Source organism: Streptomyces sp. NBC_00726, from assembly GCF_045161735.1.
GTDB lineage: Bacteria > Actinomycetota > Actinomycetes > Streptomycetales > Streptomycetaceae > Streptomyces.
The window spans coordinates 6,406,244-6,430,809 of the sequence record NZ_CP108983.1 but is presented as its reverse complement, the minus strand read 5'-3'; the positions used below and the strand labels follow the sequence as shown (position 1 = coordinate 6,430,809).

At 73.9% G+C, this 24,566-nt stretch carries 26 protein-coding genes and 1 pseudogene; 10 read left to right on the top strand and 17 right to left on the bottom strand.

What is annotated here, in order from left to right:
- Positions 1-16: 16 nt before the first annotated feature.
- Both OG338_RS28510 and OG338_RS28505 read right to left on the bottom strand, forming a co-directional pair.
- Entirely contained in the window at positions 17-2,089 is a 2,073-nt protein-coding gene (locus tag OG338_RS28510; protein WP_405940098.1) for an HYR domain-containing protein, read from the bottom strand.
- Between the two features lie 155 nt (positions 2,090-2,244).
- Positions 2,245-2,871, bottom strand: coding sequence for a response regulator transcription factor (locus tag OG338_RS28505; RefSeq protein WP_405940097.1), 627 nt, complete (start codon positions 2,869-2,871; stop codon positions 2,245-2,247).
- Positions 2,872-3,078: 207 nt separating this feature from the next.
- Here OG338_RS28505 and OG338_RS28500 point away from each other — a divergent pair, with 207 nt between their 5' ends.
- Positions 3,079-4,410, top strand: coding sequence for a hypothetical protein (locus tag OG338_RS28500; protein WP_405940096.1), 1,332 nt, complete (start codon positions 3,079-3,081; stop codon positions 4,408-4,410).
- Positions 4,411-4,438: 28 nt separating this feature from the next.
- Here the strand turns inward: OG338_RS28500 and OG338_RS28495 are convergent, their stop codons facing one another.
- Complete coding sequence (locus OG338_RS28495; RefSeq protein ID WP_405940095.1) at positions 4,439-5,278, bottom strand: DUF4157 domain-containing protein; 840 nt, start codon at positions 5,276-5,278, stop codon at positions 4,439-4,441.
- Between the two features lie 225 nt (positions 5,279-5,503).
- Here OG338_RS28495 and OG338_RS28490 point away from each other — a divergent pair, with 225 nt between their 5' ends.
- A complete protein-coding gene (locus OG338_RS28490) occupies positions 5,504-5,914 on the top strand; it encodes a VOC family protein (protein ID WP_073862304.1) in 411 nt (136 codons plus the stop codon).
- A gap of 94 nt (positions 5,915-6,008) precedes the next feature.
- A complete protein-coding gene (locus OG338_RS28485; RefSeq protein WP_405940094.1) occupies positions 6,009-7,127 on the top strand; it encodes an NAD-dependent epimerase/dehydratase family protein in 1,119 nt (372 codons plus the stop codon).
- A gap of 3 nt (positions 7,128-7,130) precedes the next feature.
- Here the strand turns inward: OG338_RS28485 and OG338_RS28480 are convergent, their stop codons facing one another.
- The gene (locus OG338_RS28480; protein WP_405940093.1) at positions 7,131-8,237 is read right to left on the bottom strand and encodes a sensor histidine kinase; all 1,107 of its coding nucleotides are present in this window, start codon (positions 8,235-8,237) and stop codon (positions 7,131-7,133) included.
- The gene (locus OG338_RS28475; RefSeq protein WP_405940092.1) at positions 8,234-9,025 is read right to left on the bottom strand and encodes a response regulator transcription factor; all 792 of its coding nucleotides are present in this window, start codon (positions 9,023-9,025) and stop codon (positions 8,234-8,236) included. Before OG338_RS28475 ends, OG338_RS28480 begins: the two co-directional genes overlap by 4 nt.
- Before the next feature lie 124 nt (positions 9,026-9,149).
- On the opposite strand from OG338_RS28475, the gene OG338_RS28470 reads away from it, so the two are divergent.
- From OG338_RS28470 to OG338_RS28460, 3 genes are read left to right on the top strand one after another with little or no spacing between them, the layout of a single operon-like run.
- The gene (locus OG338_RS28470) at positions 9,150-9,854 is read left to right on the top strand and encodes a glycosyltransferase family 2 protein (RefSeq protein WP_405940091.1); all 705 of its coding nucleotides are present in this window, start codon (positions 9,150-9,152) and stop codon (positions 9,852-9,854) included.
- A gap of 8 nt (positions 9,855-9,862) precedes the next feature.
- The gene (locus OG338_RS28465) at positions 9,863-10,519 is read left to right on the top strand and encodes a DUF2064 domain-containing protein (RefSeq protein WP_405940090.1); all 657 of its coding nucleotides are present in this window, start codon (positions 9,863-9,865) and stop codon (positions 10,517-10,519) included.
- The gene (locus OG338_RS28460; protein ID WP_405940089.1) at positions 10,516-11,340 is read left to right on the top strand and encodes a class I SAM-dependent DNA methyltransferase; all 825 of its coding nucleotides are present in this window, start codon (positions 10,516-10,518) and stop codon (positions 11,338-11,340) included. The genes OG338_RS28465 and OG338_RS28460 overlap by 4 nt, the downstream gene beginning before the upstream one ends.
- A gap of 325 nt (positions 11,341-11,665) precedes the next feature.
- On the opposite strand, the gene OG338_RS28455 is transcribed toward OG338_RS28460, so the two are convergent.
- Entirely contained in the window at positions 11,666-12,967 is a 1,302-nt protein-coding gene (locus OG338_RS28455) for a molybdopterin-dependent oxidoreductase (protein WP_405940088.1), read from the bottom strand.
- Between the two features lie 165 nt (positions 12,968-13,132).
- Here OG338_RS28455 and OG338_RS28450 point away from each other — a divergent pair, with 165 nt between their 5' ends.
- Positions 13,133-14,527 carry a hypothetical protein gene (locus tag OG338_RS28450; protein WP_405940087.1) on the top strand — a complete coding sequence of 465 codons (1,395 nt, stop codon included), beginning with the start codon at positions 13,133-13,135 and terminating at the stop codon, positions 14,525-14,527.
- Between the two features lie 12 nt (positions 14,528-14,539).
- On the opposite strand, the gene OG338_RS28445 is transcribed toward OG338_RS28450, so the two are convergent.
- A complete protein-coding gene (locus OG338_RS28445; RefSeq protein ID WP_405940086.1) occupies positions 14,540-15,148 on the bottom strand; it encodes an endonuclease in 609 nt (202 codons plus the stop codon).
- 234 nt (positions 15,149-15,382) lie between these two features.
- Between OG338_RS28445 and OG338_RS28440 the strand changes: the two genes are divergently transcribed.
- Positions 15,383-15,709, top strand: a complete 327-nt coding sequence (locus OG338_RS28440; protein WP_405940085.1) for a plasmid stabilization protein — start codon at positions 15,383-15,385, stop codon at positions 15,707-15,709.
- A 69-nt stretch (positions 15,710-15,778) separates the two neighbouring features.
- On the opposite strand, the gene OG338_RS28435 is transcribed toward OG338_RS28440, so the two are convergent.
- Both OG338_RS28435 and OG338_RS28430 read right to left on the bottom strand, forming a co-directional pair.
- Positions 15,779-16,969, bottom strand: a complete 1,191-nt coding sequence (locus OG338_RS28435; protein ID WP_405940084.1) for an alcohol dehydrogenase catalytic domain-containing protein — start codon at positions 16,967-16,969, stop codon at positions 15,779-15,781.
- 136 nt (positions 16,970-17,105) lie between these two features.
- The gene (locus OG338_RS28430) at positions 17,106-17,480 is read right to left on the bottom strand and encodes a YrdB family protein (protein ID WP_405940551.1); all 375 of its coding nucleotides are present in this window, start codon (positions 17,478-17,480) and stop codon (positions 17,106-17,108) included.
- A gap of 424 nt (positions 17,481-17,904) precedes the next feature.
- Here OG338_RS28430 and OG338_RS28425 point away from each other — a divergent pair, with 424 nt between their 5' ends.
- Positions 17,905-18,375 (top strand): DUF5709 domain-containing protein, encoded by a 471-nt coding sequence (locus tag OG338_RS28425; RefSeq protein ID WP_405940083.1) that lies wholly within the window; start codon positions 17,905-17,907, stop codon positions 18,373-18,375.
- Between the two features lie 109 nt (positions 18,376-18,484).
- Positions 18,485-19,246 (top strand): VOC family protein, encoded by a 762-nt coding sequence (locus OG338_RS28420; protein ID WP_405940082.1) that lies wholly within the window; start codon positions 18,485-18,487, stop codon positions 19,244-19,246.
- A 190-nt stretch (positions 19,247-19,436) separates the two neighbouring features.
- Here the strand turns inward: OG338_RS28420 and OG338_RS28415 are convergent, their stop codons facing one another.
- From OG338_RS28415 to OG338_RS28380, 8 genes and pseudogenes are all read right to left on the bottom strand, one after another.
- The gene (locus OG338_RS28415; RefSeq protein ID WP_405940081.1) at positions 19,437-20,690 is read right to left on the bottom strand and encodes a glycosyltransferase; all 1,254 of its coding nucleotides are present in this window, start codon (positions 20,688-20,690) and stop codon (positions 19,437-19,439) included.
- Positions 20,691-20,782: 92 nt separating this feature from the next.
- Entirely contained in the window at positions 20,783-21,520 is a 738-nt protein-coding gene (locus OG338_RS28410) for an SDR family oxidoreductase (protein ID WP_405940550.1), read from the bottom strand.
- Between the two features lie 104 nt (positions 21,521-21,624).
- Entirely contained in the window at positions 21,625-21,756 is a 132-nt protein-coding gene (locus OG338_RS28405) for a hypothetical protein (protein WP_405940568.1), read from the bottom strand.
- Between the two features lie 94 nt (positions 21,757-21,850).
- Positions 21,851-21,964, bottom strand: a pseudogene (locus tag OG338_RS28400) (glycoside hydrolase family 16 protein); the annotation flags it as partial.
- A 152-nt stretch (positions 21,965-22,116) separates the two neighbouring features.
- On the bottom strand, positions 22,117-22,317 hold the full coding sequence (locus tag OG338_RS28395) for a hypothetical protein (RefSeq protein WP_405940080.1): 201 nt from the start codon (positions 22,315-22,317) through the stop codon (positions 22,117-22,119).
- Complete coding sequence (locus OG338_RS28390; protein ID WP_405940079.1) at positions 22,317-23,090, bottom strand: SRPBCC domain-containing protein; 774 nt, start codon at positions 23,088-23,090, stop codon at positions 22,317-22,319. Before OG338_RS28390 ends, OG338_RS28395 begins: the two co-directional genes overlap by 1 nt.
- A 2-nt stretch (positions 23,091-23,092) precedes the next feature.
- Positions 23,093-24,340 carry a cytochrome P450 gene (locus OG338_RS28385; RefSeq protein WP_405940078.1) on the bottom strand — a complete coding sequence of 416 codons (1,248 nt, stop codon included), beginning with the start codon at positions 24,338-24,340 and terminating at the stop codon, positions 23,093-23,095.
- A gap of 10 nt (positions 24,341-24,350) precedes the next feature.
- Complete coding sequence (locus OG338_RS28380) at positions 24,351-24,566, bottom strand: MbtH family protein (RefSeq protein ID WP_405940077.1); 216 nt, start codon at positions 24,564-24,566, stop codon at positions 24,351-24,353.

The window sequence follows — 24,566 nt, the reverse complement described above, 5'->3', positions numbered from 1 at the left end:
CTGGTGCCCGCCCCTCTCACGTACGGCCCTTGAAGTCCGGTGGCTGGAGGTTGCGCTGGACCACCAGGACGGGTTTCCGGAGCCGGGGAAGCCCGGTGATGTCCGCGCGCAGGACGCGGGGGCCGAGGGTGTCCTTGCGCAGTACCAGCACCTGGACCTCGAAGGTGCCGTCGCGGTCCACGCGGATGCCGGTGCGGTCCGCCGTGATGCCGGTGTTCCAGGTCAGGCGCACGGTCTCGCCCGGCGGGTAGTCCTTGCCGCGCGCCACGACGGGCTGGCCGGGTTTGGCGACCTGCGGGGTGACGGTGAGGGAGGGTTCGAGGACGCGCAGCCGTTCCGTGTCCTGGTTGTCGGCGGGGTGCAGCTCGCCCAGGTTGCCGCTCACGGTGGCGCGTACGTCCCCGGTGACCGGAGCCCGGTATGTGCCGGTCTGGGTGACCTCGATGCGGCCGCCGGGCGGGATGGTGCAGGGGGCGGCGGCGGTGCAGCGGCTGAGGGAGGTCAGCGTGCGGTCCTTCGTCCCGCCGGGCTTCGGCCAGCTCGTGGCGATGACGACGTCCCTGGCGGTGTCCGGGCCCGCGTTGGTCACGGTGAAGCGGGCGTGGGCCGGGCGGCCGATGTACGTACGGCCGGGGCTGAGGTCGGTCCGGACGGCGACGTCCGTCGCGGGTGGCGGGGGCAGCGGCGGCGGTGGCGGGGGCAGCACCTCGAACACGGCGGTGGCGGTGCCGGTGTTGCCCGCCGAGTCGGTGGCGGTGCAGGTGACCGTGGTCGAGCCGATCGGGAAGAGGGAGCCGGAGGCGGGGGTGCAGGTGACGGGAAGGCGGCCGTCCTGGGCGTCCCTGGCGGTCGCCCAGTAGCTGATCCTCGTACCGGCGTCGTCGTCCGCCTTGGCGATGCGGTCGCCCACGGTGACGACGGGGGCGTTCACGTCGTTCACGTCGATGGTGATCGTCTGCTGGAAGTCGGGGTCGGGCGCGGCCGTGGGGGCGAGTCTGTCCGTGCCGGGGATCTGCGGGCCCAGCAGGAACTGGACGGTACAGGTGAGCCGGGCGCCCTGCGGGGCGTCGGCCGCGACGTCGATGGTCTCGGCGAAGTGGGCGGTGTCGCCGCTGGTCAGCTGCCGGGTGGGCGGGTCCAGGGCGACGGTCAGGTAGGGGCTGCACGACTGGAGCTGGTGGCCGACGGAGGTGGGGAGGTTGTCCATGCCGTCGACGATGGCCTGGGCCACCTGGTCACCTTGGATGCCTTCGAGCAGCCGGCCCTGGGTGGCGTTGATGATGCGGGTGGCCTGGCCCGGGTCGGTCGGCGGGTCCTCGACCTGGTCGGGGTAGTCCGGGTTGTGTGCGTTGCCGGTGCCGTTGAGCCCGTCGCCGAGCGCGCTGTCCACATCGACGCCGACCACCCGGACGCCCTTGTCCTGGAGGGCGAAGATCGTGTCGTCAATACTGTGGCCGGCGCTCGGTGCGTGGCTGGACGCGTCGCTGACCAGCACGATCACCGGGTTGGAGCCCTCCCGGAAGACCGTCTGGCCGCCGGCTCCGTTGGCGATCTGCCAGAGTCCGTTGATCCAGTCCTCGGACGGGCCCATGCTGTAGGCGCCCCGGTCCGTCGTCAGCGCGTCGACGCCCTGCTGCACCTTGTCGAGGTCGTTCGTCAGCCCTTGAAGGACCTCGAACTCACCTCCCGTGGGGTCGAATTGCTGGTCTCCGAAGGTGGCGACGGCGAAGCGCGACCCGGGCTGCGCTGCGAGGACCTTCTCGGTGATGGCCGGCAGGTTCTGCTGTACGTCGGTGATGGGTTTTTCCATGCTGTTCGTGCCGTCCACCAACAGGACGACCTCGGGTTTCGGCGGGATCGCCGGCGTACGCACCGACTTGTCGACACTCGTGGAACCGCCCGGGTCGAGCGCTTCGTGCACGGTCGCCGGGGTGACCCACGGGTCCGGGGGGACGGGCACGGCGGGGGCGGCGCCGGCCGGGCCCGGTCCCGGGACGAACGCGGTGGCCAGCAGGAGCAGGGCGAGCGCCGCCGAGCGGCGCGCGCCGGCCGGTCCGGGCGGGCGTCCAGCCGGCCGAATCCACCGCACAGCTTCTCTCCCCCGCACCCGGACCTCCCACCGAAGAACAGCGCCCACACGGTCCCCCGTGCGCGCCGCGCGCACAGCGGGAGGTCAGCCCTTTCGGCGGGTAGCCCCCGCTGCCCTTTGGGGCAGCCGCCGGGGTCGGGCGGTGCGGGGCCGCGTCAGATCAGGCCCTGGCGCATCGCGTACGCCACGGCGTGGGACCGGTTGCGCAGTTGCAGCCGGGTCATCACGGAGTGCAGGACGTTCTTGATGGTGCGTTCGGAGTACGCCAGCTTCGTGGCGATGTCCGCGGTGTCGTAGCCCTCGGCGACGAGGCGGAGGACGTCCACCTCGCGGGCGGCGAGCCCGGTGAAGTGCAGACCGCGCGGTGCGAGGACCTGGCCCTGGAGCCGGCCGACCTCCGCGAGGAGCCGGCCGAGCAGGTCGGACGGGAGGTGGCCCTCGCCCCGGGCGACCGTCTCGATGACGTGCACCAGGTGCTCGGGGGTGGACTCGGCCCGCCTGATGACCCCGACGACCCCGCATTCCGCGGCGCTCACCAGCTTCTGTTCGTCGATGTCCGTGGTGACGAGCACGGCACGGGAGTCGGTGGTCCGCTGGATGTGCCGCAGGGTCGTCAGCACATCCTCCTCCACGGCGTCCACGACCATGACGACGACATCGGGCCAGGGCCCCTCTTCGCTCCAGTCCACGACGTTCACTTCGGGCCGCGCCCTCAACTGGCTGGCCACTCCGGCTTGCGAGATCGGGTCCTGAGCCCGTAACGCGACAGTGGTGCGCTCCATATGTGCTCCCCCTGTATGACGGCCGGAAGCACTTCTGGCACACGCCTCGCAGCCGTGTTCGTGCGCCTCAACGGTGAGGAGGCGCACGGAAGATGCCCGGGTTCATTGAGGAGGAAACCAAATTGCTTGGGCGGGGCACCGGATGTGCCCGAAAGTGTTCCTTCACGGCCGATGTACGACCTGGGCGGCGACCTTACGGTCCGCCGTATGAGTCTCACGGCAAGCCTCGACGCGTCCACCGTCAGCGCCGCACCGGGCGCGGAGACGGCTGTCCCCCTTCAGGTCCGCAACTCCGGTCAGACCGTCGAGGAGTACCGCTTCGAGGTGGTCGGCGCGTGTGCCGCCTGGGCGGCGGTGGAGCCGGCCGTGCTGTCCCTGTACCCGGGCGACTCGGGCACCGTATCGCTCATGCTGCGGCCGCCCCGCGACGCGACGGTGCCGGCGGGCGAGACGCCGTTCGGGGTCCGGGTGGTGCCGACCGGTGAGCAGGGCGAGACGGTGGTGCCCGAGGGCCGGGTGACCGTGCTGCCGTTCACCGGGACGACGGCCGAGCTGGTCCCGCGCGGTTCGCACGGCGCGCTCGCCGGGCGCCATCAGCTGGCGGTCGACAACCGGGGCAACACCCCGGTCACGGTGCGCCTCGGCGCCCAGCCCGGGACCGAGCGGGCCCGCGTGGTGTTCGCCGCACCGGAGCTCCAAGTGGCGCCAGGCAAGGCGGAGTTCGCGAAGCTCCGGGTGCGTCCCGTCAAGCGGATGTGGCGCGGCACACCGGTCACGCACCCGTTCCAGGTGTTCGCCGCGACCCAGGTGGCCGAGGGGCAGGATCCGGTGGAGCCGGTCCTCGTGGACGGCAGTTACGAGCAGGAGCCCCTGCTCCCCCGCTGGCTGCCCCGCGCCCTGATCACCGCGGCCGTCCTGGTGCTCGCGCTGGTCGGCCTCTGGTACGCGCTGCTGCGCCCGGCCGTGAAGTCGGCGGCGCGCGAGGCGGTCACCCCGGAAGCGGTGCGGTCCGCCGCCGCGGCCGACAAGAGCAAGGCGCCGGAGCAGGGCGGCCCGGGCGGTTCCGGGGCGGGCGGGGGCGACTCCGCCGGGAGCGGGTCGGGCGGGGGCGGCGAGTCGAAGCCCACGCCGAGCCCGAGCCCGTCGGCGGCGGCCGACGCGGGAGCGGCCACGCCGACGAGTGCGCAGGTCAGGGTGCAGGATGCGCTGGGCGGCGGGACGAACACGGGGACGGCGCTCACCGTGCCGGCCGGGAAGGTGTTCCAGCTGACCGACATCGTGGTCCAGAATCCGCAGGGCGACGCCGGGACGCTGGTGGTCTCGGCGGGCCGGGAGACCCGGGTGCTGAGCCTGGGTCTGGAGAACTTCCGGGACTCCGACTACCACTTCGTGACGCCGATCGTGGTCCCGGCGGGCGGCAAGGTCACCATGACGATCGACTGCCGCAAGGTGGGCAAGCCGGTGGGCGCGCAGGCGCCGGCGCGGTGCGCGGAGTCGATGTTCCTGGGTGGCACGATGCGGAACACCGAAGGCGATTGACGGTGCGTCAGGTCCGTTCGGCAGCGGTTCAGGCCGGCGCTTCCTCTTCCTCCTCCGGGTTCTTCTCCTCCGCACGCTGTACGAACGACCCCTGGACGTCCGCCGGTTGCTCGTCCTCGTCCTCCGTGGCCGCCCGCTGGACGGCGGGTGCGGCGGAGGGTGCGGTGGCGGGGGCCGCCTGGGGTGCCGGGGCCGGGTCGGAGAGTACCCGGTCGGCGTTGGCGACGGCCTCCCGCTCGAAGCGGTCGGAGGGGTCGCTGACCCGGATGCCGCCGGGCGCCTCGGTGCCGTCGACGGGACCACTGCGCTGCTGGATGACATGGGTCAGCTCGTGCGCCAGCGTCGTACGGCCCTGGGGCGAGGACGGGTCGTAGGCGTCGCGCTGGAAGACGACGTCGTTGCCGACGGTGTACGCGTGTGCGCCGACGCCCTTCGCCGATTCGTGCGCGGCCGAGTCGTTGTGGATGCGTACGTCGGAGAAGTCGGCGCCCATCCGGTGCTCCAGGTCGGCCCGGGTGTCGGTGTCGAGCGGGGTGCCGCCGCCGGAGGAGATGACGTCGTGCACGGGTGAGCGCTGCTCCGCCTCCTCGGCCTGTTCCGGGGCCGCCGCCCGGGCGCGCTGGATCACGGGGCCGAGCGCGGCGTTGCCGACGGTGCGCTGGAGGACGCCCATGCCGGCGGTGCCGACCACGTCGGTCCGGCCGGTGGCGGCGGCCCGGAAGAGGTGGTGGGCGTCCGAGGTGGCGGGGGCCTCGGCGGGCGCGTCGTGCGGGGCGTCGGCCGACAGCCGCTCGTGGTCCTCCCCGGTCTCCGGGGGCTTCACGTGGTGTTCGTGCTCGTGGTCGTGGTCCTGTGCGTTCACCGTCATCTCCCCTGACCGCACCGGGGCGGCCGCGGCGGACCGCCCGCTTCTGCCGGTCTTCCACCCTGGGGGACCCGCCACTGCACCGTCCAGCCCGGCCCCGTCCGGTGCGGGGCACGGCGGGGTGCCTCTTCGGGCAACGGGGCGGTCCGGAGGGCCGCGGGGCCTGGGCCGGGGAACCGGTCAGGATTCGAGAAGCGCGGCTGTGTCCCGCTGCCTAGCATGATCCTCATGGACATCACCATTCACACCAGCTTCCTCCCGCACGACGACCCGGAGGAGTCCGTCGCGTTCTACCGCGACACGCTCGGCTTCGAGGTCCGCAACGACGTCGGCCAGGGCAAGATGCGCTGGATCACCGTCGGCCCGAAGGACCAGCCGAGCACATCGATTCTGCTGGCGCCGCCGGCCGCGGACCCGGGCATCACGGACGACGAGCGCCGCACCATCACGGAGATGATGGCCAAGGGGACGTACGGCTGGATCCTGCTCGCCACCCACGACCTGGACGCCACCTTCGAGAAGGTGCAGGCCGGTGACGCGGAGGTGGTCCAGGAGCCGACCGAGCAGCCGTACGGCATCCGCGACTGCGCGTTCCGCGACCCGGCGGGCAACCTGGTCCGTATCCAGGAACTGCGGTAGGGAAACCGCTGGGCGAACGCCGAAGGCTTACGGTCCCGTGACGTGCCGTCTCCAAAGCGCGTGACGGGGCCGTGCGCGTCCTAGCGTGGCCCGTATGCGCGTACTTGTCACCGGCGGTGCCGGGTTCATCGGTTCGGAGATCGTCCGCGGTCTCACCTCGGCCGGGCACGAGGCGGTGGTGCTCGACGCACTGCTGCCCTCGGCGCACGGCCCCTCCGTACACCGGCCGGCCGGGGGTGACGACGGGCGGCTGATCGTCGGGGACGTACGGGACCGCGCGGTCGTGGACCGTGCGCTGCACGGCGTCGACGCGGTGTGCCACCAGGCGGCGATGGTCGGCCTGGGCAAGGACTTCGCGGACGCCCCGGAGTACGTGGGCTGCAACGACCTGGGCACCGCCGTCCTGCTCGCCGCGATGGCGGAGGCCGGGGTGCGGAGCCTGGTGCTCGCCGGGTCGATGGTCGTGTACGGGGAGGGCCGTTACGCGTGTCCGTGTCACGGCACCGTCCGCCCCGGCCCCCGGGACCCGGCCGACCTGGCGGCGGGCCTCTTCGAGCCGCGCTGCCCGGACTGCGGGGAGGCGCTGGTGCCCGGGCTCGTCGGGGAGGACGCGCCGGCGGACCCGCGCAACGTGTACGCGGCCACCAAGCTCGCGCAGGAGCACCTGGCCGCGTCCTGGGCGCGGGCGACGGGCGGGCGCGCGGTCGCGCTGCGGTACCACAACGTGTACGGGCCCGGGATGCCCCGGGACACGCCGTACGCGGGTGTCGCCTCGTTCTTCCGGTCGGCGCTGGCCCGGGGCGAGGCGCCGCGCGTCTTCGAGGACGGCGGGCAGCGGCGCGACTTCGTTCATGTACGGGATGTGGCCGCCGCGAACACGGTGGCGCTGGAGGCCGTCGGCGCGCGCGGTCCCGGGAGCTTCGCGGCGTACAACACCGGCAGCGGCGAGCCGCACACGATCGGCGAGATGGCCGGGGCGCTGGCGGCGGCCCACGGGGGTCCGGCCCCGGTGGTGACCGGCGAGTTCCGGCTCGGGGACGTACGCCATGTGACGGCGGACTCGCGGCGGCTGCGCGAGGAGCTGGGCTGGCTGCCTCAGGTGGGGTTCGCGGAGGGCATGGCCGACTTCGCGGCGGCGCCGCTGCGGGAGGCCCCAGGGGGTGTCTTGCCGATCATGGCCGGGTCCGCGCCTGATCGGCAAGACACCCCCTAGTGCTCACGCCGGGGGCAGGGTCACCTCGAAGCAGCAGCCACCGGTGACGTTGCGCACCTCCGCCCGGCCGGCGTGGGCCTCGACGATGCCCCGCACGATGGCGAGGCCGAGGCCCGCGCCGGCCGGTGGGGTACGGGCATGGCTGCCGCGCCAGCCGGTGTCGAAGACCCTCGGCAGGTCCTCCTCAGGGATGCCGCCGCAGCCGTCGGTCACCGAGAGGACCACCCCGTCCGGCGCGCGGTGGGCCGCGACGGCGACCGTGCCGTCGGCGGGCGTCCGGCGGATCGCGTTGATCAGGAGGTTGCCGAGGACCCGGCTCATCTCCTTGCCGTCCACCTCCACGGGCACCTCCTCGATCCGTCCGCCGACCAGCCGCACCCCGTGCTCGCGGGCGAGCGGGTCCGCGCCGGCGAGGGCGTCGCCCACCAGGTCGTAGACGGAGACGCGGGTGGGGGTCAGCGCGAGCGAGCCGGCGTGGATGCGGGACAGCTCGAAGAGGTCGCCGACCATGTCGTTCATCCGCTCGACCTCGGTCCGGATCTGGCGCAGATAGCGCGGCGAGTCGACGGCCACGCCGTCCTCCAGCGCCTCGGACATGGCGCGCAGTCCGGCGAGGGGGGTGCGCAGGTCGTGGGAGATCCAGGCGACGAGTTCGCGCCGCGAGGTCTCCAGGGCGCGTTCCCGCATCCGCGAGCTGTCCAGCTTGGCGCTGGTGGCGGCGAGTTCGCGGGTGAGGGCGGCGAGCTCGGCGGTGGCCGGGGCCTCGGGCGCCGCGAAGGTGCCGCCGTCGCCGAAGGACCGGGCGGCGAGGGTCAGTTCGCGGCTGCGGGCGGCGACCCAGCGGCCGAGCAGCATCGCCGTGACGAGGGAGACGACGGCGGCCATGGCGACGACGGTCGTGACCACGGTCAGGTCGTGCGGTGACAGGAACATCGCCCAGGCGACGGCCAGGGTCCCGGCGAGCATCGCGGTGACGGCCACGGCGGCCACGATGCTCAGCGAGACGACGAGCGGGCGGTGCCGGGTGAGCCGCAGCGCGAACGCCCCGAGCAGCCCCGCGGCGGCGGCGCCGAGGAAGGCGAAGAGGGCGATGAGGAGCGTGTCGGTCATGACGCGGCTCCGGCGTCCGGGGCCGCGGTGCCGTCTCCGGGCAGGTCGAGTCGGTAGCCGACGCCCCAGACCGTACGGATCAGCTCCGGGTGGGCCGGGTCGGCCTCGACCTTCCCGCGCAGCCGGCGCACATGCACGGTGACGGTGGACAGATCCCCGAAGTCCCAGCCCCAGACCTCGCGCATCAGCTCCTCCCGGGTGAAGACCCGGCCCGGGTGGCGCAGGAGGAAGGCGAGCAGGTCGAACTCGCGGAGCGTGAGGGCAAGCCGCCCGCCCCGGCAGGTCGCGCTCCGGGCGGCCGGGTCGAGCACCAGCCCCGCGCCCTCCAGCAGCCTGGGCCGGCCGGCCGGGACCGCCGCCGCCCTGGCGCGCCGCAGCACGGAGTCGACCCGCAGGACGAGCTCGCGCGGGCTGAAGGGCTTGGTGACGTAGTCGTCCGCGCCGGTTTCGAGGCCGAGGATGCGGTCGTCCTCGTCGCCGCGCGCGGTGAGCATGATGACCGGGACCGGCCCGTGCGCCCGCATGCGGCGGCAGACCTCGAAGCCGTCCATGCCGGGAAGCATGAGGTCGAGGACGGCCAGGTCCGGCCGGCGGGCCTCGTACAGCGCGAGAGCGGCCGGTCCGTCCGCCGCCCTGGCGACGTCGTAGCCGGCCCCGGTCAGATATCCCGCGACGACCTCGGCGACGGTCGGGTCGTCGTCCACGACGAGGACGTGACCGCGTGCCGGGGTGGCGGACGGCGCCTCGCCTGCGGGATCGGGTGGCGGGGTGTCCGGGGTCGTCTGCATGGAACCACCCTGACACCCGGGGCGGCGCAGCCGGAAACGCGGGCGGGCCGGTGACGGGCGACGTCCATGTTTCGTAAGAATCCAAAGCCCGAAATGCCGGTTTTCGCTCCGTAGGGTGAGCCGGGTGATCCTTCCTTCCGATGACTCAGGCCCCCGCGCCGACATCGTCCTCCCCTGTCTTGACGAGGCCGCGGCGCTGCCCGGTGTGCTGGCCCGGGTGCCCCGGGGCTGGCGGGCGATCGTGGTGGACAACGGCTCGACCGACGGCTCCGCCGATGTGGCCCGTGCGCTGGGCGCGACCGTGGTGCACGAGCCCCGGCGCGGCTTCGGCTCGGCCTGCCATGCCGGGCTGCTCGCCAGTGCGGCGGAGTTCGTCTGCTTCTGCGACTGCGACGGCTCGCTGGACCCCGCCCTCCTCGCGGGCTTCGTACGCCGGGTGGCCGACGGCGAATGCGATCTGCTGCTCGGGCGGCGGCGCCCCCGGGAGCGCGGCGCCTGGCCGCTGCACGCGCGGGCGGGCAACGCCGCGCTGTCCCGGATGCTGCACCGCAGGACCGGGCTGCGGCTGCGCGATCTGGGCCCCCTGCGCGCCGGCCGTCGCGCGGATCTGCTGGCGCTCGGGCTCACGGACCGGCGCAGCGGCTACCCGTTGCAGATGGTGGTGCGGGCGGCCGACGCGGGGCTGCGGGTGGCCGAGACGGATGTGCCGTACCTCGCGCGTACCGGGAAGTCGAAGGTCACCGGCACCTGGCTGGGCACCTGGCACGCGGTCCGCGACATGCGCGCCGTGCTGGCCGAGCCGCCGGTCCCGGCGGGGGTGCCGCAGTGAGCGCGGGCATGCCCGGACCCGGGCCGGCCGGTGCGACGACCTTGCTGGTCATCGCCAAGGAGCCGCTGCCCGGGCGGGTCAAGACCCGGCTCACCCCGCCCTTCTCCCCCGCCGAGGCCGCGCGCCTCGCGGAGGCCGCACTCGCCGACACCCTGCACACCGTCCTGGCCCTGCCGGCCGCCCGGCGCGCCGTCGTCCTGGCGGGAGCGCCCGGGCCGTGGCTGCCGCCGGGCATCGAGGTCGTGAGGCAGGGGGCGGGCGGGCTGGACGAGCGGCTGGCCGCCGCGTTCGGGGCGTGCGCCGGACCGGCCCTGCTGATCGGGATGGACACCCCCCAGATCACCGCGGCCGACCTGGCCCCCGCGCTGGCCCCCGGGGCCTGGGAGGGGTGCGACGCCTGGTTCGGCCCGGCGGAGGACGGCGGATTCTGGGCGCTGGGCCTGGCGGAGCCGGACCCCGGGCTGCTGCGCGGAGTGCCGATGTCCGTGCCGGAGACGGGTGCGGTGCAGCGGCGCCGGCTGGTCGACGCCGGGCTGACCGTGCGGGACCTGCCCCGGCTGCGGGACGTGGACACGGCTGCCGACGCGGCGGAGGTCGCCGCGCTCGCACCGGACGGGCGGTTCGCGGCCGAGCTGGCCCGGACGCGCCGGGCGGCCGTCCGATGAGCCGCGCCGACGCGACTCGGGCCGCCCCTCAGGCCGCCCCGCCCCGGGGCCCCGGCCGTCCGGACGCCGACGCGTGGGGCACCGACCCGTACACCAACGCCCTGCGCAACGGGCACGGGCCGCTGTTCCTTCGCCGTACGGACGGCTGGCTGCTGCCGCTGGACGTCGAGCGCTGGTGCGCCGGGGCCGACGCGGCGGACCTGTCGGCGCTGCGCCGCTGCGAGGGACCGGTCCTGGACATCGGGTGCGGGCCCGGCCGGCTGGTCGCCGCACTGGCGTCGCGCGGCCACCGCGCCCTCGGCATCGACGTCAGCGAGGCGGCGGTCGCCCGGACGGTCCGGCTCGGCGGGTATGCCCTGCGCCGGTCCGTCTTCGACCCGCTGCCCGGCGAGGGCCGCTGGGGCACCGTGCTGCTCGCCGACGGCAACATCGGGATCGGTGGCGACCCGGAACGGCTGCTGCGCCGGGCGGCGGAACTCCTCTCCCCCGGCGGCCTCCTCATCGCCGAGACCGTGCCGCACGACCTGGACGAGCGGGTCCGGGTGCGGCTGGACGACGGGCGTGCCCCGGACGGACGCGCGGCGGACGGGCTCTTCCCGTGGGCGCGGCTCGGCTCCGCCGCCCTGCTGGGGTACGCCCGCCCGCACGGGCTGCGGGCCGAGGGTCAGTGGGAGGCGGACGGCCGCGCCTTCGTCGCCCTGCGGCGGAGCCGGACGGTGCGGACCGCGTACCGGAGCGCCGACAGCAGGAACAGCGCGGCCGTGGTCAGCAGCCAGTTCCCCAGGAACACATCGGGCGACAGCCCGCTCGCGGGCTCGTAGCGCCTCGGCCGCGTGATCAGCGGGAACCACACGAGCAGCAGCAGCCCGGACAGGAAGGCCGGCACCCGTACGTAATTGACGGAGGCCGGCCTTCGCCGTCCGGGGCCCCGGCGCAGCGCCAGGTCCACCGCCGCGTACAGCGGCACGAGTACCAGGTCGTGGACGAGGGCCGCGCCCACGAACCACAGGGTGACGCCGAGCCAGTCGCCGGCGAGCAGGCGCACACCCGCGTATCCGGCGAGCGCGAAGGAGGCCGCCAGCAGGACGAGGTGCAGCGGGCCCGCACCGTAACGGCGGCGCAGGAGGGCGCGGGGGCCGGTGGTGTTCACAGTTCTCCGAAGGTCAGCCGGGCCACCCATTTGGTGTTGAGCACCCCGGGGGCGGCGGGGACGATGATCCGGGCCGGGTATCCGTGGTCGGGCGACAGGTCCTCGCCGTTGACCTGCAACGCCAGCAGCGAGCGCGGGTCGCGCACCTGGTTGTCCCGGAGCGCCGCCCGGCGGAAGGGGCCGCTGCGCTGAAGGGACTCCACCAGCACCCCGGGCGGCCGGTCCGGGTATCCGGCGAGGGCCGCGAGGTCGCTCAGCCGTACGCCGCGCCACCACTGGTCCGAGGTGGACCAGCCCTCCACGCAGGCGATGGGCAGAGCCGCGCTGTGCTGTTCCATGGCGAGCAGCTGTTCCCGGCTCAGCCGCAGGTCGCCGGCCGGGCCGCTGACGGTGAGCCACCAGCCCTCGCCGGTGTCGGCGGTGGTGATCCCGACGGCGGCGGCGGTCTTGTTGATCTGGAAGCCGCCCGGGCCGGAGCCCGGTTCGGCCGCGCCGCGCGGGGTGAGCACGGCGAGGCGGCGCAGGGGCCCGTCGAAGCTCCGGCCCGCCGAGGTGACCAGCAGGAGCAGGGAGCCGGCGCCCACCATGGCGAGGGCGCCGCGCCTGGACAGGGTCGGCGGGGCCGGGGCGGGCGATTCCAGCGCGTCGCCGGCGACCGGCCCGTTGAGCCCGCCCGCCCGCAGCACCCGTACGGCCTGCGGGGTGCGCAGTGCGGCATGGGCGAGGAAGGCGGCGAAGAACACCCATGCCCCGTAGAAGTGCAGCGGGTAGAAGGAGCCGGGGAACAGGTATTCCAGCTGGATGTTGAGCAGCCCGGTCACGAATTCGAAGAGCGCCCCGCCCACCAGCAGGAGCAGCGAGATCCGTTCCAGGGCGTGGGCGAGGGAGCGGGCCGGGGGCAGGGCGAAGAGCCGGGGCACCACGGACCAGAGCTTGGCCAGCAGTACGGGGACGAGGACGATCCCGAGGGTGACGTGCAGTCCCTGCGTCAGCCGGTAGAGCCAGTGCGGCGAGGTGGGCCAGGGGAAGAGGTAGAAGCCGAGCAGCCCCTTGTCCGGCGTCTTGTCGTTGACCGGGGCGAGATCCGGGTTGTACGCGGCGTACGACAGCAGGCCGGTCACGAAGAGCAGTGTGATCCCGACGAGCAGGACGAGCCCGAGCACGGCGGTGAACGGCACGCCGCGCACGGGGCTGCGCCAGAAGCCGGGCGCCGACGGCAGCCGTGCGAGGAGCGCGGCGGCGCGGGGCCGGGAGGAGGATGCGGAGGGTGTCGGAGCGTTCCGACGGCTGTCGCCCATGAGCCCGACGCTATGCCCGTGGCCTGCGCGACCGGCCCGTGCGACTCCTGACGAAACGGTGACGTCACCCCGGCGAACGTACGGCGGCGGCCGTGAATCTGACGGTTGTGTGACGCGCCCGGGCGGTACCCGCCGTCGCGGCCTCCCGGTGCGTACGGTGCCTGCGTGAAGACCGAGGACCGCATCGAGCCCCGTACCGAACGCGCCACCGCCCGGAGCTCGGGACAGCGCTGGGATCTGGTGGCCGCCGGGGCGGGTGTCGTGCTCGTGGCCGTCGCCGCACTGGGCGGGCGGGCCATCGAGGACTACGCGCGGACGCTGTACGTGCACTGGCCGCCGCTCCTTGCGTCCTGGTACCCGCACACGGGCCCGGGGACGGTGGCCGCTCCGGTCGTGGCCGTCGCCGTGATCGCGTACGGGCCGCTCCTCGCCCGCCGGCTGCGCTGGCGTTCCCTGCTCCTGACGGTCTACGCCTCCTCGCTGGCCTGGATCTCCTCGCTCGCGCTGATCGACGGCTGGGGCCGGGGCATCGCCGAGCGGCTGACCACCAAGCACGAGTATCTGCGGGTCATCGACCGCTTCCAGGACATCGGTGCCGCGCTGCGCACGTTCGACACGCACATCCTGATCGGCCCGCCGGGGAACTGGCCCGCCCATGTCGCCGGTCATCCGCCGGGCGCCACGCTCACCTTCGTGTTCCTGGACCGGGCCGGTCTCGGCGGCGGCGCCTGGGCCGGTGTCTGGTGCGTCCTGACCGGCGCGTCCGCGCTGCTCGCCGTGCTGGTCACGGTGCGGGCCCTGGCCGGTGAGGACATCGCCCGGCGCGCGGCCCCGTTCCTCGTCCTGGCCCCGGTCGCGGTCTGGGCCGGGACCTCGGCGGACGCGTACTTCGCGGCGGTGGCCGCCTGGTCGGTGGCCCTGCTGACCCTGGCGGCGACGCGCACGGCGCGGAGTCCGGTGGCTGCCGCGCTGGGTGCGGGCCTCCTCTACGGCTGGGTCTGCTACCTGAGTTACGGGCTGCCGCTGATCGCGCTCCTGCTCCTGGCCGTTCTCGTGCTCGCCCGCACCGCGCGGCCGCTGCCGCTCGCGCTGCTCGGGGCCCTGGTGGCGCCGGCCGGGTTCACGGCGGCGGGCTTCAACTGGTGGGAGGCGTACCACGTGCTCGTGGAGCGCTACCACCAGGGTGCGGGCGGGTTCCGGCCGTACGGGTACTGGGTGTGGGCGAATCTCGCGTGCACCGTGATCGCGGTGGGCCCGGCGACGGTCGCGGGGCTGCGGCGCGTCTTCGCGGGTGGGCCGGGTGCCGTACGGGCACTGCGCGGCGGGGAGGCGAGTGCGCCGGACCGGTTGGTGCCGCTGGTCCTTGTGGCGTTGGTCCTGTTGCTGGCGGCCGATCTGTCGGGCATGAGCAAGGCGGAGACCGAGCGGATCTGGCAGCCGTTCATGGTCTGGCTACTTCCCGCTGCGGCGCTGCTGCCGGACCGGGGCCGCCGGGGCTGGCTCGCCGCGCAGGCGGTGGTGGCCCTCGCCGTCAACCATCTGCTCTGGACGGGCTGGTGACGGCGGGGCCGGTCACTCCAGCCCGACCCGGACCAGCGCGGCGGCCAGCCGGGGCAGGTCCTCGTCGGCGACGAGGCCGGCCAGCTTCTCCGGTTCGCGCGGCAGCCCGAGTCCTTCGGCCGCGTCCTGGGCGCGCCGGTCGAAGGCGGGGCGCAGCTCGGGCCACAGCCCCTGCGCCTCGCGGCTGAAGATGTCGGCGCCCACGGGCCCGATCCGGGGGAGCTCCTTCAGCAGTTCGCGCAGTTTCCCCGGGTCCCCGCCGGCTTCCTCGCGGAGCCCGCGCAGGTCGCCGTGGTACCGGTCGAGGGCGAGCCGGGCGCCCTCGCCGAGCGCGGTGGCGGTGCTCTCGTCGTAGCGGCGGTAGTGGGCGCGGACCAGGGCGTCGACCCGGTCCTGCCAGGACGCGTCCGCCATGGCGCGCGGGGTGCGCAGCCCGGCGGCGAAGAGTTCGCGGGCGGCGGCCACCGCCATGCCGGCCTTGATGGGGACCGAGAACAGGACGCACAGGGTGAGCAGCTGGTACAGCGGCATGGGCGTGTCGCGGAGCCGGATGCCGGCTTCCTCGGCATAGGTCCGCCCGTGCTCGTCCAGCAGGTTCCGCACGGTCGTGGCTCTGGACATGGTGGTTCTCCGTTCGGTGCTACGTGTTCGGCGCGTCGTCCGGGTGTGCGCCGGGTGGCCCGGCCTCGCAGGACCCCGGTACCCGGAGTCGGCCGCTCCGCCTGTGGGCGGGGCGTGGTGTCACCCGAGCGCGCGACCCGATGGGCGTACCCGGCGGGGCGGTGCCATGTTTCGGACGTGGCCCCCCGGCAACCCGGGCCCGGGGGCCGAGGCGAGAACGAGGAGGACCGCGTCATGCCGGCAGGATCCAGCCCCAAGCGTGAGCGTCAGTACGAGCACGTGAAGGAGAGCGCGGAGAAGCGGGGCACGTCCGAGAAGCGTGCCAAGGAGATCGCCGCCCGCACCGTGAACAAGGAGCGCGCCCGCTCCGGCGAGTCGCGGACGGCGAGCAGGACGTCCACCCGTGACCCCAAGTCGGCCTCCGAACGCGGCGGTGAGCGCTCGCACAAGGGGGCGCAGGGCCGTACGAAGGACCAGCTGTACGAAGAGGCGAAGAGGAAGAACATCGAGGGCCGCTCCACGATGAACAAGGAGCAGCTGCTGAAGGCCGTCAGCCGCTAGGGCGTGTCCGCAAAGTCCCGTCTGGCCCGCGACGAGTGGCCTCGTACGGGGTGATCCCCGGCGGTCGGGTCAGGGCCGCAGCAGCGTCTTGACCATGCCGTCGGCCTTCGCCTGGAAGGTCTCGTACGCCTTCGGGCCGTCCTCCAGCGGCAGATGGTGCGTGGCGAAGCCGTCCACGCCCAGCGGGTCCTCGTCCACGAGCAGCGGCAGGATGTCGGGCACCCAGTGCTTGACGTTGGCCTGGCCCATCCGGACCCGGATCTGCTTGTCGAACATGGTGAGCAGGGGCAGCGGGTCGGCGGCACCCCCGTAGACGCCGGAGATGGAGACGGTGCCGCCCCGGCGTACCGCGTCGATGGCGGTGAGCAGGGCGGTGAGGCGGTCGATGCCGGCGTGTTCCATGAGCTTGCGGGCGGCCGCGCCCGGCAGCAGCCCGGTCGCCCACTGGCCGGCCTTGCCGATCGGTGCCCCGGTGGCATGGGCCTCCATGCCGACGGCGTCGATGACCGCGTCGGTGCCCCGGCCACCGGTGAGGTCCCGGACCGCGTCCGGCAGGTCCTTGCCGTAGCGGCTCAGGTCGAGGGTCTGGACGCCGCGCGCGGCGGCGCGGGCGAGGCGTTCGGGGACCAGGTCGACGCCGATGACCAGGCCGGCACCCCGGTGCAGGGCGATCCGGGCGGCCATGTCGCCGATCGGGCCGAGGCCGAGGACGGTGACGCTGCCGCCGGGCGGGATCGCGGCGTACTCGACGGCCTGCCAGGCGGTGGGCAGCACGTCGGACAGGTAGACGAACCGGTCGTCCGGCGGGCCCTCGGGGACCTTGATGGGCAGCGTGTTGCCGAAGGGGACCCGCATCAGCTCGGCCTGGCCGCCGGGCACCTGGCCGTAGAGCTTGGTGTACCCGAAGAGCGCGGCGCCGGTGCCGTACTCCCTGACCTGCGTGGTCTCGCACTGCGAGTGCAGACCCTCGCCGCACATGAAGCAGGTGCCGCAGGACACGTTGAACGGGACGACGACCCGGTCGCCGCGCGCCACGGCGGTCACCCCGGGCCCCGTGACCTCCACGACGCCCATCGGCTCGTGGCCCAGGATGTCGCCGGGGTCGAGGTACGGGCCGAGCACCTCGTACAGATGGAGGTCCGATCCGCAGATGCCCGTCGAGGTGACCCGGATGATGATGTCGGCCGGGTCCTGGATGACCGGATCGGGAACGGTCTCGACGCGGACGTCACGCTTTCCTTGCCAGGTCAGTGCACGCATGGGTGGTCTCCTCCCGGGTCATCCTGCGGGCGGACCCGCACGGCGGTTCCGTGCGACGGGTTCCCACGGAATCCGGGTTAAACCAGAATGCCCGATTCAGGCCGAGTGTGTCGGGGCAGCCGGTCGTCGTCATGTTTCACGCTGCCGGCTTCGGCGGGCCGGCTGCCCGGTGCCGGAAGGTTTCCGCCAGGGCGGTGTTGACCACGACGACGGCGCCCAGCACCGCCGCGGCGGCCGGGTGCCCGACCCCGTACAGCGCGAGGGCTCCCCCGCCGAGCACCAGGGCCTTCACCGCCAGGACTCCCGCGAGCGGCGGGCGGAACCGGGCGCGCGGTGCGGCGAACAGGCCCCAGAGCACGATGGCCGCGGCGAGGACGGCGGTGCCGGTGAGCAGTTGGACGGCCAGGTGGCCCGCCAGGGAGTACCCCCACCGGAAGAGGCAGGCCAGTGCCGCGATTTCCAGGAGGAACGCGAGGAGTTCGTTGGCCGCCCACCAGGGCCGCCCGGCCACCGGTGAAATCGCCGGACCGCCGGCAGGTCTTCCGCTCACCACGTCCCCCTCGCCGTCCGCGTGTACGAAGCCAGCCTACCGACCGGCCAGTTCAGGGCCGTACGGCGATTGGCACGACCGAGGTGTCCGGCCGGAGGGCGAGGGGGTACGCGTGGCCAGGCCGGGTCGCCCCCCGGGCGTCGTGGCGGCCGGGGGGCGCGTCCACGGTGCTGGACGGCATCACGGAAATCCTCGCAGGTCACCGTAGCTGGGACCGCTTCACGCCCGCGTCTGACAGCGCACCCGGGAGGACGCGGACCGGCTGTGCCCATAGGGTGACGAAAGGTGTGTTTTCCCTGTGCCCGGCAGGGCACCCGCAGGATGCGCAGGGCGGCTGCCCGCGGCCGCCCCGGCATCCATGACGCCTCCGACGGAAGGACGAATCATGCCGACAGGGGCACGTGGCGACGACGTCTACCAGCCGCAGGAGGAGGGCCAGGACCCGCCCAACGACGATCTCGACCTGGAGAACGCGCTCGGCGAGCGGGGCCTGGACGACCAGATGGAAGAGGGCTACTCGCCGCCCGAGCGCCCCCTCGGCGTCGACAAGTACGGCACGACGGGCGAGGAGGAGCGCCGCGGCGAATCCCTCGACCAGCGCCTGGCCCAGGAGGTCGAGGACGTCGAGCCCCCGGACGGCGACGGAATCGGGGACCTGGACGGCGGCGACGGCGAACCGCTGGAGCCTGAGGAGGGCGAGACCCGCTCGGGCCGGCTGAGCCCGGCGGACGAGGTGCCGGGCCGGCGCACCGACGTCTACGCCGACGACGTGGGCATCGACGGCGGCGCGGCCTCGGCCGAGGAGGCCGCCGTGTACACCACGGACGAGGAGGAGGAACAGGGGCGGGAGGGCTGACCCACGGTCCCGCCCGGTGCGGAATCGGGGGCGTGTGGCCGGGTGAGCGCGTGCGTGGGCCGGGGCGCGGGCGCATCGTTCTAGAGGGTCCCCGGCGAAGGAGCGCCGTATGCCGAGTCTGGACTGGAAGACACCCGTCGCGGGCGCGCCCTGCTGGGTGAGTCTCGCGACCCACGATCTGCGGGCCGCGCGGGACTTCTACGCCCGGGTGATGGGCTGGGAGTTCCACGACAGCAGCCTCGGCGACGACTTCGCCCTGGCCCGGGCTCACGGCAGAGCGGTCGCCGGTATCGGGGGCTGCCCGGCCGGCGGCCCGCCGCCGGCCTGGATTCCGTACTTCGCCGTGCCGGGCGCCGACGTCGCGGCCGACCGCATCCGGGAGCGCGGGGCCACGCTCGCCGTGGGTCCGCTGCCGCTGGGCGAGGGGCGGGCAGCGATAGCCGCCGACCGGGAGGGTGCCGTCTTCGGCTTCTGGGAGGGCCCGGCGCCCGTCTGGGCCGACGGGCCGCGCGCCCCGGCCAGGGTGGATCTCCAGTCGCGCCACGCCTTCGAGGCGGCCATCTTCTACGCGGAGGTCTTCGGCTGGGCGAAGACGCACAGCCGGTGCGCCGTCGATTACGCGGAGGACCGGGTCCTCGTACGGGCGGGCGGGCACACCGTGGTGACGCTGCGTGGCGGCGGGGTGGCGAACGCCACGGATCCCCTGGTGCGGGCGCGCTGGATCGTGGACTTCCTGGTGCCCGACAGCCGGCGGACGGCGGAGGCCGTGGTGGCCGCCGGGGGCGAGGCGACACCGGTGGAGGGGGTGCCGGGGACCGCGTTCGTGCTCCGTGATCCGGAGGGCGCGCTCTTCACGGTCTCGGACCGCTGACGGGACCGACGGCTACCGCACACTGTCGCTCGACGCCGGGATGCCCGGGGCCGAGGACGGGTCCTGCCTCGCCGGGACGCAGGGCCGGATCGCCGGGACGCCGGTCAGGAGGCCGACCGGGCGGCGTAGGGCCCTTTCGGGGCCCGCCTCCCGGTACCCGTCCTCCGGTGCCCGCCTTCCGCTGCCCCGCTCAGGCCGGGCTGAGCGGGCTCGTCTCCCGGACCCGGGGCCCGCGGGCGAGGTCCGCGTAGACGCGGCAGACGCCGTCCGTCACCTCGTCCCAGGCGAACCGCGCGAGCGCGTGGGTGCGGGCGGCAGCCCCGTAACGCGCCAGTCGGGCGGGATCGCCGAGCAGGCCCCGGATCGTCGCGGCGAGGTCGTGCGTCTCGTCATCGGCCGGCGGCACGAGCGTCCCGGTGACCCCGTCGACGACCGCGTCCAGCTGCCCGCCGACGGCGGTGGCCACGACCGGGGTGCCGCAGGCCATCGCCTCGATGGGGACGAGGGCGGACGGCGCGTGGCGGGGCAGGGACACGAGCAGGTCGGCGCTGGACATGAGGTGCGGCATCAGGGCCCGCGGCACACGGCCCAGCAGCCGTACCCGCTCGGCCACCCCGCACCGGACGGCGGTCCTGCGCAGCCGCTCGGCCTCCGGGTCCGCGAAGAGGAGCTGTGCGTCCGGTCCGCCGGCGATGAGCAGTTCCGCGCCGGGGACGCCGGCCAGCGCCCCGACGGCCCGGTCGAACCCCTGCCGGGGGTCGAGGCGGCCGACGGACAGCAGTCGGAAGCCGGCATCGGGCGGCCGGTCGGCGAGCGGCACGGGGGCGTAGTGCGCGATGTCGACGCCGCAGGGCACGACGCTGATCCGGGCCCGGGGGACGCCGAGTGCCACCAGTTCGTCCGCCTCGTCCGCGCAGGTCGCGAGGGTGCGGTGGACCTCACGGCCGATCCGGGTCTCGATGCCGACGCGCTCGGGCGGCCCGGCGTCCGCTCCGCCCCGGTGACGCCGTTCCGTCGTGCCGAGCGTGTGGAAGGTCTGCACGACGGGGATGCCCGCGCCCCGGGCCCCGGTCAGGGCGGCCACGCCGGACGTCCAGAAGTGCGCGTGGACGACGTCGGGCCGGTTGAGCCGCCAGATCCTGGCCAGATACGCGCCGAACTCCGGCATCCACGTGAGCAGTTCGTCCCTCGGCACCGGGACGGGCGGGCCCGCCGGTACGTGGACGACCTTCACGCCCGACGCGGTGCGCACCAGGGTCGGGCGGTCGGGCCGGTCACGGCGGGTGTAGAGGGTGACGTCGTGTCCCCGCCCCGCCAGGCACGCGGCGAGCTGGGCCACGTACACGTGCTGTCCGCCGAGGCCGGGACCGTCCGGCTGGGCGAGCGGGCCCGTGTGCGCGGACACCAGGGCTATCCGGGCGAATCGCGAAATGGGCTCCGGCATCGCGTGACCTCCTTCGTGAGTCGGTCTCCGGTCGATCCTGCCGCAGCGGGCCGGGGGCGCACCTCCGCGGCTGCCGTTGGAATGAATCCGCGTCAGTTGGACTGGCCGATCGGCCGCACCACCAGCGTGTTCACGTCCACACCGCGCGGCTGCGAGATCGCCCAGACGAGCGTGTCCACCAGCTGCCCGGCGGTGATCATCGGACCGGCCGCCGCCGCTCCGCCGGGGCGCTCGTCCCAGAACGGGGTGAGCACCCGGCCCGGTGCGATCAGCGTCGTGCCGACGCCGTATCCGGTGGTGAGCATGCGTACGTTCTCGGCGAGGCCGGTCACCGCCCACTTGGTCATCGAGTACAGGTTGCCGGCGGTGTTCTTGTACCCGGCGACGCTGCCGATGAGCACGATCCGGCCCTGCGACTCCTTGAGCGCCGGGAGCGCCGCCCGGACCAGCAGGGCCGGACCCAGCACGTTCGTCAGGACCATGCCGCGCCACTTCTCGGGGTCGCCGGTCTCGACGTGGGCGTCGGCCGAGTATCCGGCGTTGGCGATGGCGTGGTCGAGCCGGCCGAAGGTACGTACGGTCTCCTCGACCGCCGCCGACACATGCTCCCAGTCCCCCGCGTCCCCCTCGAACGTCAGCAGCCGGTCGCCCGCGGCCATCTCCTCGGCCAGCACGGCCAGCTTCTTCGCGCTGCGCCCGGTCGCGGCGACCCGGTGTCCGAGGCCGAGGAGCCGGCGTACGGTCTCGGCGCCGATCCCGCTGGACCCGCCGGTGATGAAGGTGACGGGTGGTTCGGTTCGGTCGCTGGACGTGTTGTTGCCGTGGGTCATGGTTTCCCCGTGTTCCGTTGCCGCGCCGTCGTGGTCGCCCCCGACGCTAGTGCCTGCCCGCAAAGTCCCGTCCGGCCCCTCCGCCGGGGGCCCGGTCGCGCCTGTCAGGGGTAGTACGGGGTGTGGGTGACGGAGGAGAGCTTGAGGTAGCGGGCGCCGTCGGCGGTGGCCCAGGTGGAGGCGTCCGGGTTGCCCGGCCAGTCGCCGCCGACCGCGATGTCGGCGATGAAGCGCATCCCGGTCCCGGGGGTGCTGCGCGTTGTTGATGTCGTGGTTGGTCTGGTGGACGACGTTCGGGTTCTGCCCCACGATCTCGGCCGCGTCGAACTCCGGCAGCCAAGGGTTGAGGTACGCGGCCCACACGGCGGGCAGCAGCCCCTGGCCGTTGGGCATGCTCGCGGTGAAGCTGTACGTGCCGTACCCGTACAGCGCCGTCGACTCCACCCGGCCCGAGTAGTACACAAGACGCAGTCCGGCGTGTACGTCTCCAGCTCGTTGCTGGCGGTCCACCTTCCGTTGATCTTGTTCCAGGTGTTGACGATGACGGGTGCGCCCCAGGACGCGGCCCGTGCGGTCTGTGCGCCCAGCATCGGCTGTCACCGCCCACGGCGCGGTCGCGGCGGGCCGAGTTTCGCGGTGAGTGCCGCGAGAAAGACCGGGAGTTTGTCGACCATCGCCTTGGGGACCGGGGTGGACTGGACGGTGCCCTGGCCCACGTCCTCCACGACGAGGGTGTAGGTGCCGTTCTCCTCGATGAGTTCGGCGGCGAACAGCAGGGTCTGCGTGGAGGTTTCCATCAGCGCTCCCGGGCGGGCTCGTTGAGCCAGGCCGACCACATCCCGGTGGCCCGCTGTTCGTCGGCGTCCTCGGCGAACAGGTGGTGGCCGAGCCGGATCGGTACGTTCCAGGTGCTGCCGTTGAAGAACCGGTACAGGGCGTCCGGGCCACGCAGTCCGACGAAGTCGGCGCTGAGCCAGTCGACCGTCACCGCCACCGGCTCGGGGGCCAGGAGGGTGAACCGGTCGCCGACCGCCGCGTCGTCGGCGAGCCCCAGGCGGCGGCGCAGGGCGGCGAAGTCGGCCGGGTCGGCGGTCGGTTCGGGGCGGTGGGCCGGTACGTAGACGGCGGGGCGCCCGGCGAAGTGGCGGAGGTATTCCGTCAGGGCGTGCTGGTGGAAGTCGACGTACTTCTCGGCCGCGTCCGTCTTGCCGTCCCAGTTCCAGGCGTCGTCCACGACGCCGGTGTGCACCCAGTGGATGCCCATGCGCAGGTGGCTGGTGCCGTCGTCGGCCGGGTCGACGCGGTAGCTGAGGGTGTTGGAGAACCCGCCGTCCTGGGTGGCCCGCAGCGCGAGGTGGTGCGGGGGCTCCCAGGTCAGGACGGTGGCGTCGCCCCGGGTGGCCTTGCCGCCGACACGTGGTTCGATCTCCATCGGGTAGAGCCAGCCGAGGTTTCCGGCGGCGGTGGCGACCGCGTCCCAGACCTGCTGGGGTGCGACGGGCAGGTCCTGCTGCCTGCGGACTCGGAATTCCCGGGCCATGGTCGGTGCTGCTCCTTCGTCGTCGTTCATGGTCAGTAAGTGAGCGGGAGGGCGGTCAGCCGTCGTTGCAGCGGGTTGGGCCGCCAGTCCGGCTCCGCCCCCTCGGCCAGGCGCAGCCCGGGCAGCCGGCGCACCAGGGTGCCGACGGCCACTTCCGTCTGGAGCCGGGCGAGCGGGCCGCCGAGGCAGAAGTGGGGCCCGTGGCCGAAGCTGAGGTGCCGGTTGCCGGGGCGGGTCAGGTCGAGCCGGTCGGGGTCCTCGAAGCGTTCCGGGTCGCGGTTGGTGGCTCCGAGGAAGAGGTACACCAACTCGCCCTCGCGCAGGGTCCGTCCGCCGATCTCCAGGTCCTGCGCGACGACCCTGACGATCGCCTGGGTCACCGTGTCGTAGCGGGTCAGCTCCTCGACGGCGCCGCGCATGAGGCCGGGGTCCGCACGCAGCCGGGCCAGCTGGTCCGGGTGGCGCAGCAGGGCGTGCACGGCGTTGCTGATGAGGTGGGTGGTGGTCTCGTCGCCCGCGGTGATGAGGACGAAGCAGGTGGAGAGCAGTTCGGAGTCGGTGAGCCGGTCGTCGTGTGTCTGGGTGGCGACCAGGGCGCTGATCAGATCGTCGCCGGGTGCGCGCCGGCGCTGTCGGATGAGCCCGGACAGGTAGTCCTCGTACTGGTCGATCGCCGTCTCGGACTTGGCCAGGTCCTCGCTGAGCCGGCCGAAGCGGCGGAACCAGTCCTTGACCCGCGGCCGGTCCGTTTCGGGGATGCCGAAGAGCTCGCAGACGACGGACAGGGGCAGCGGGGAGGCAACCGCCTCGATCAGCTCCAGCTCGGGCCCGGCGGCGACCGCCGCGTCGATGAGCCGGTCCACGAGGTGCTGGACGCGGTCGCGCAGCGCCTCGACGCGGCGGGCGGTGAACGCCCGGTTGGCGAGTTTGCGGAGCCGGGCGTGGTCCGGCGGGTCGGTGTTGCTCATCACCCGGCCGAGCCGGTCGGTGAGCCGGCTGAACTCCTTGAGGTCGCCGCCGAGAGCGGTGTAGGCCCGGGTCATCCTGTCCCGGTCGTTGGACAGCCGCAGGTCGCCGAGCGCCGCCTCGACGTCGGCGTACCGGGTGAGGTACCAGACGCCCTGGGGGCTGCGGTGGACCGGGTCCTCGCGCCGCATGCGGGCGTAGAGCGGGTAGGGGTCGCGCCGGGCCTCGGGGGTGAGCAGGGCGGCGCCGAGGTCGCGGACCGGGGCGGGGCCCGCGGTGTCGCGGGCCCCGGTCTGGGTGTGGGTGGAGGTCATGTCGGCCGCGTTACCGCCGGGCGTCCATGGCGTCGGCGAGGCTCCTGGGCCGCATGTCGGTCCAGTTCCGCTCGATGTGGTCCAGGCAGGCGGCGTGCGTGTCGGGGCCGTGGGCGATGGTCCAGCCCGCGGGGACGTCGGCGAACTGGGGCCAGAGCGAGTGCTGGTTCTCATCGTTGACGAGGACGAGGAAGGTGCCTTCCTGGTCGTCGAAGGGGTTGGTCAT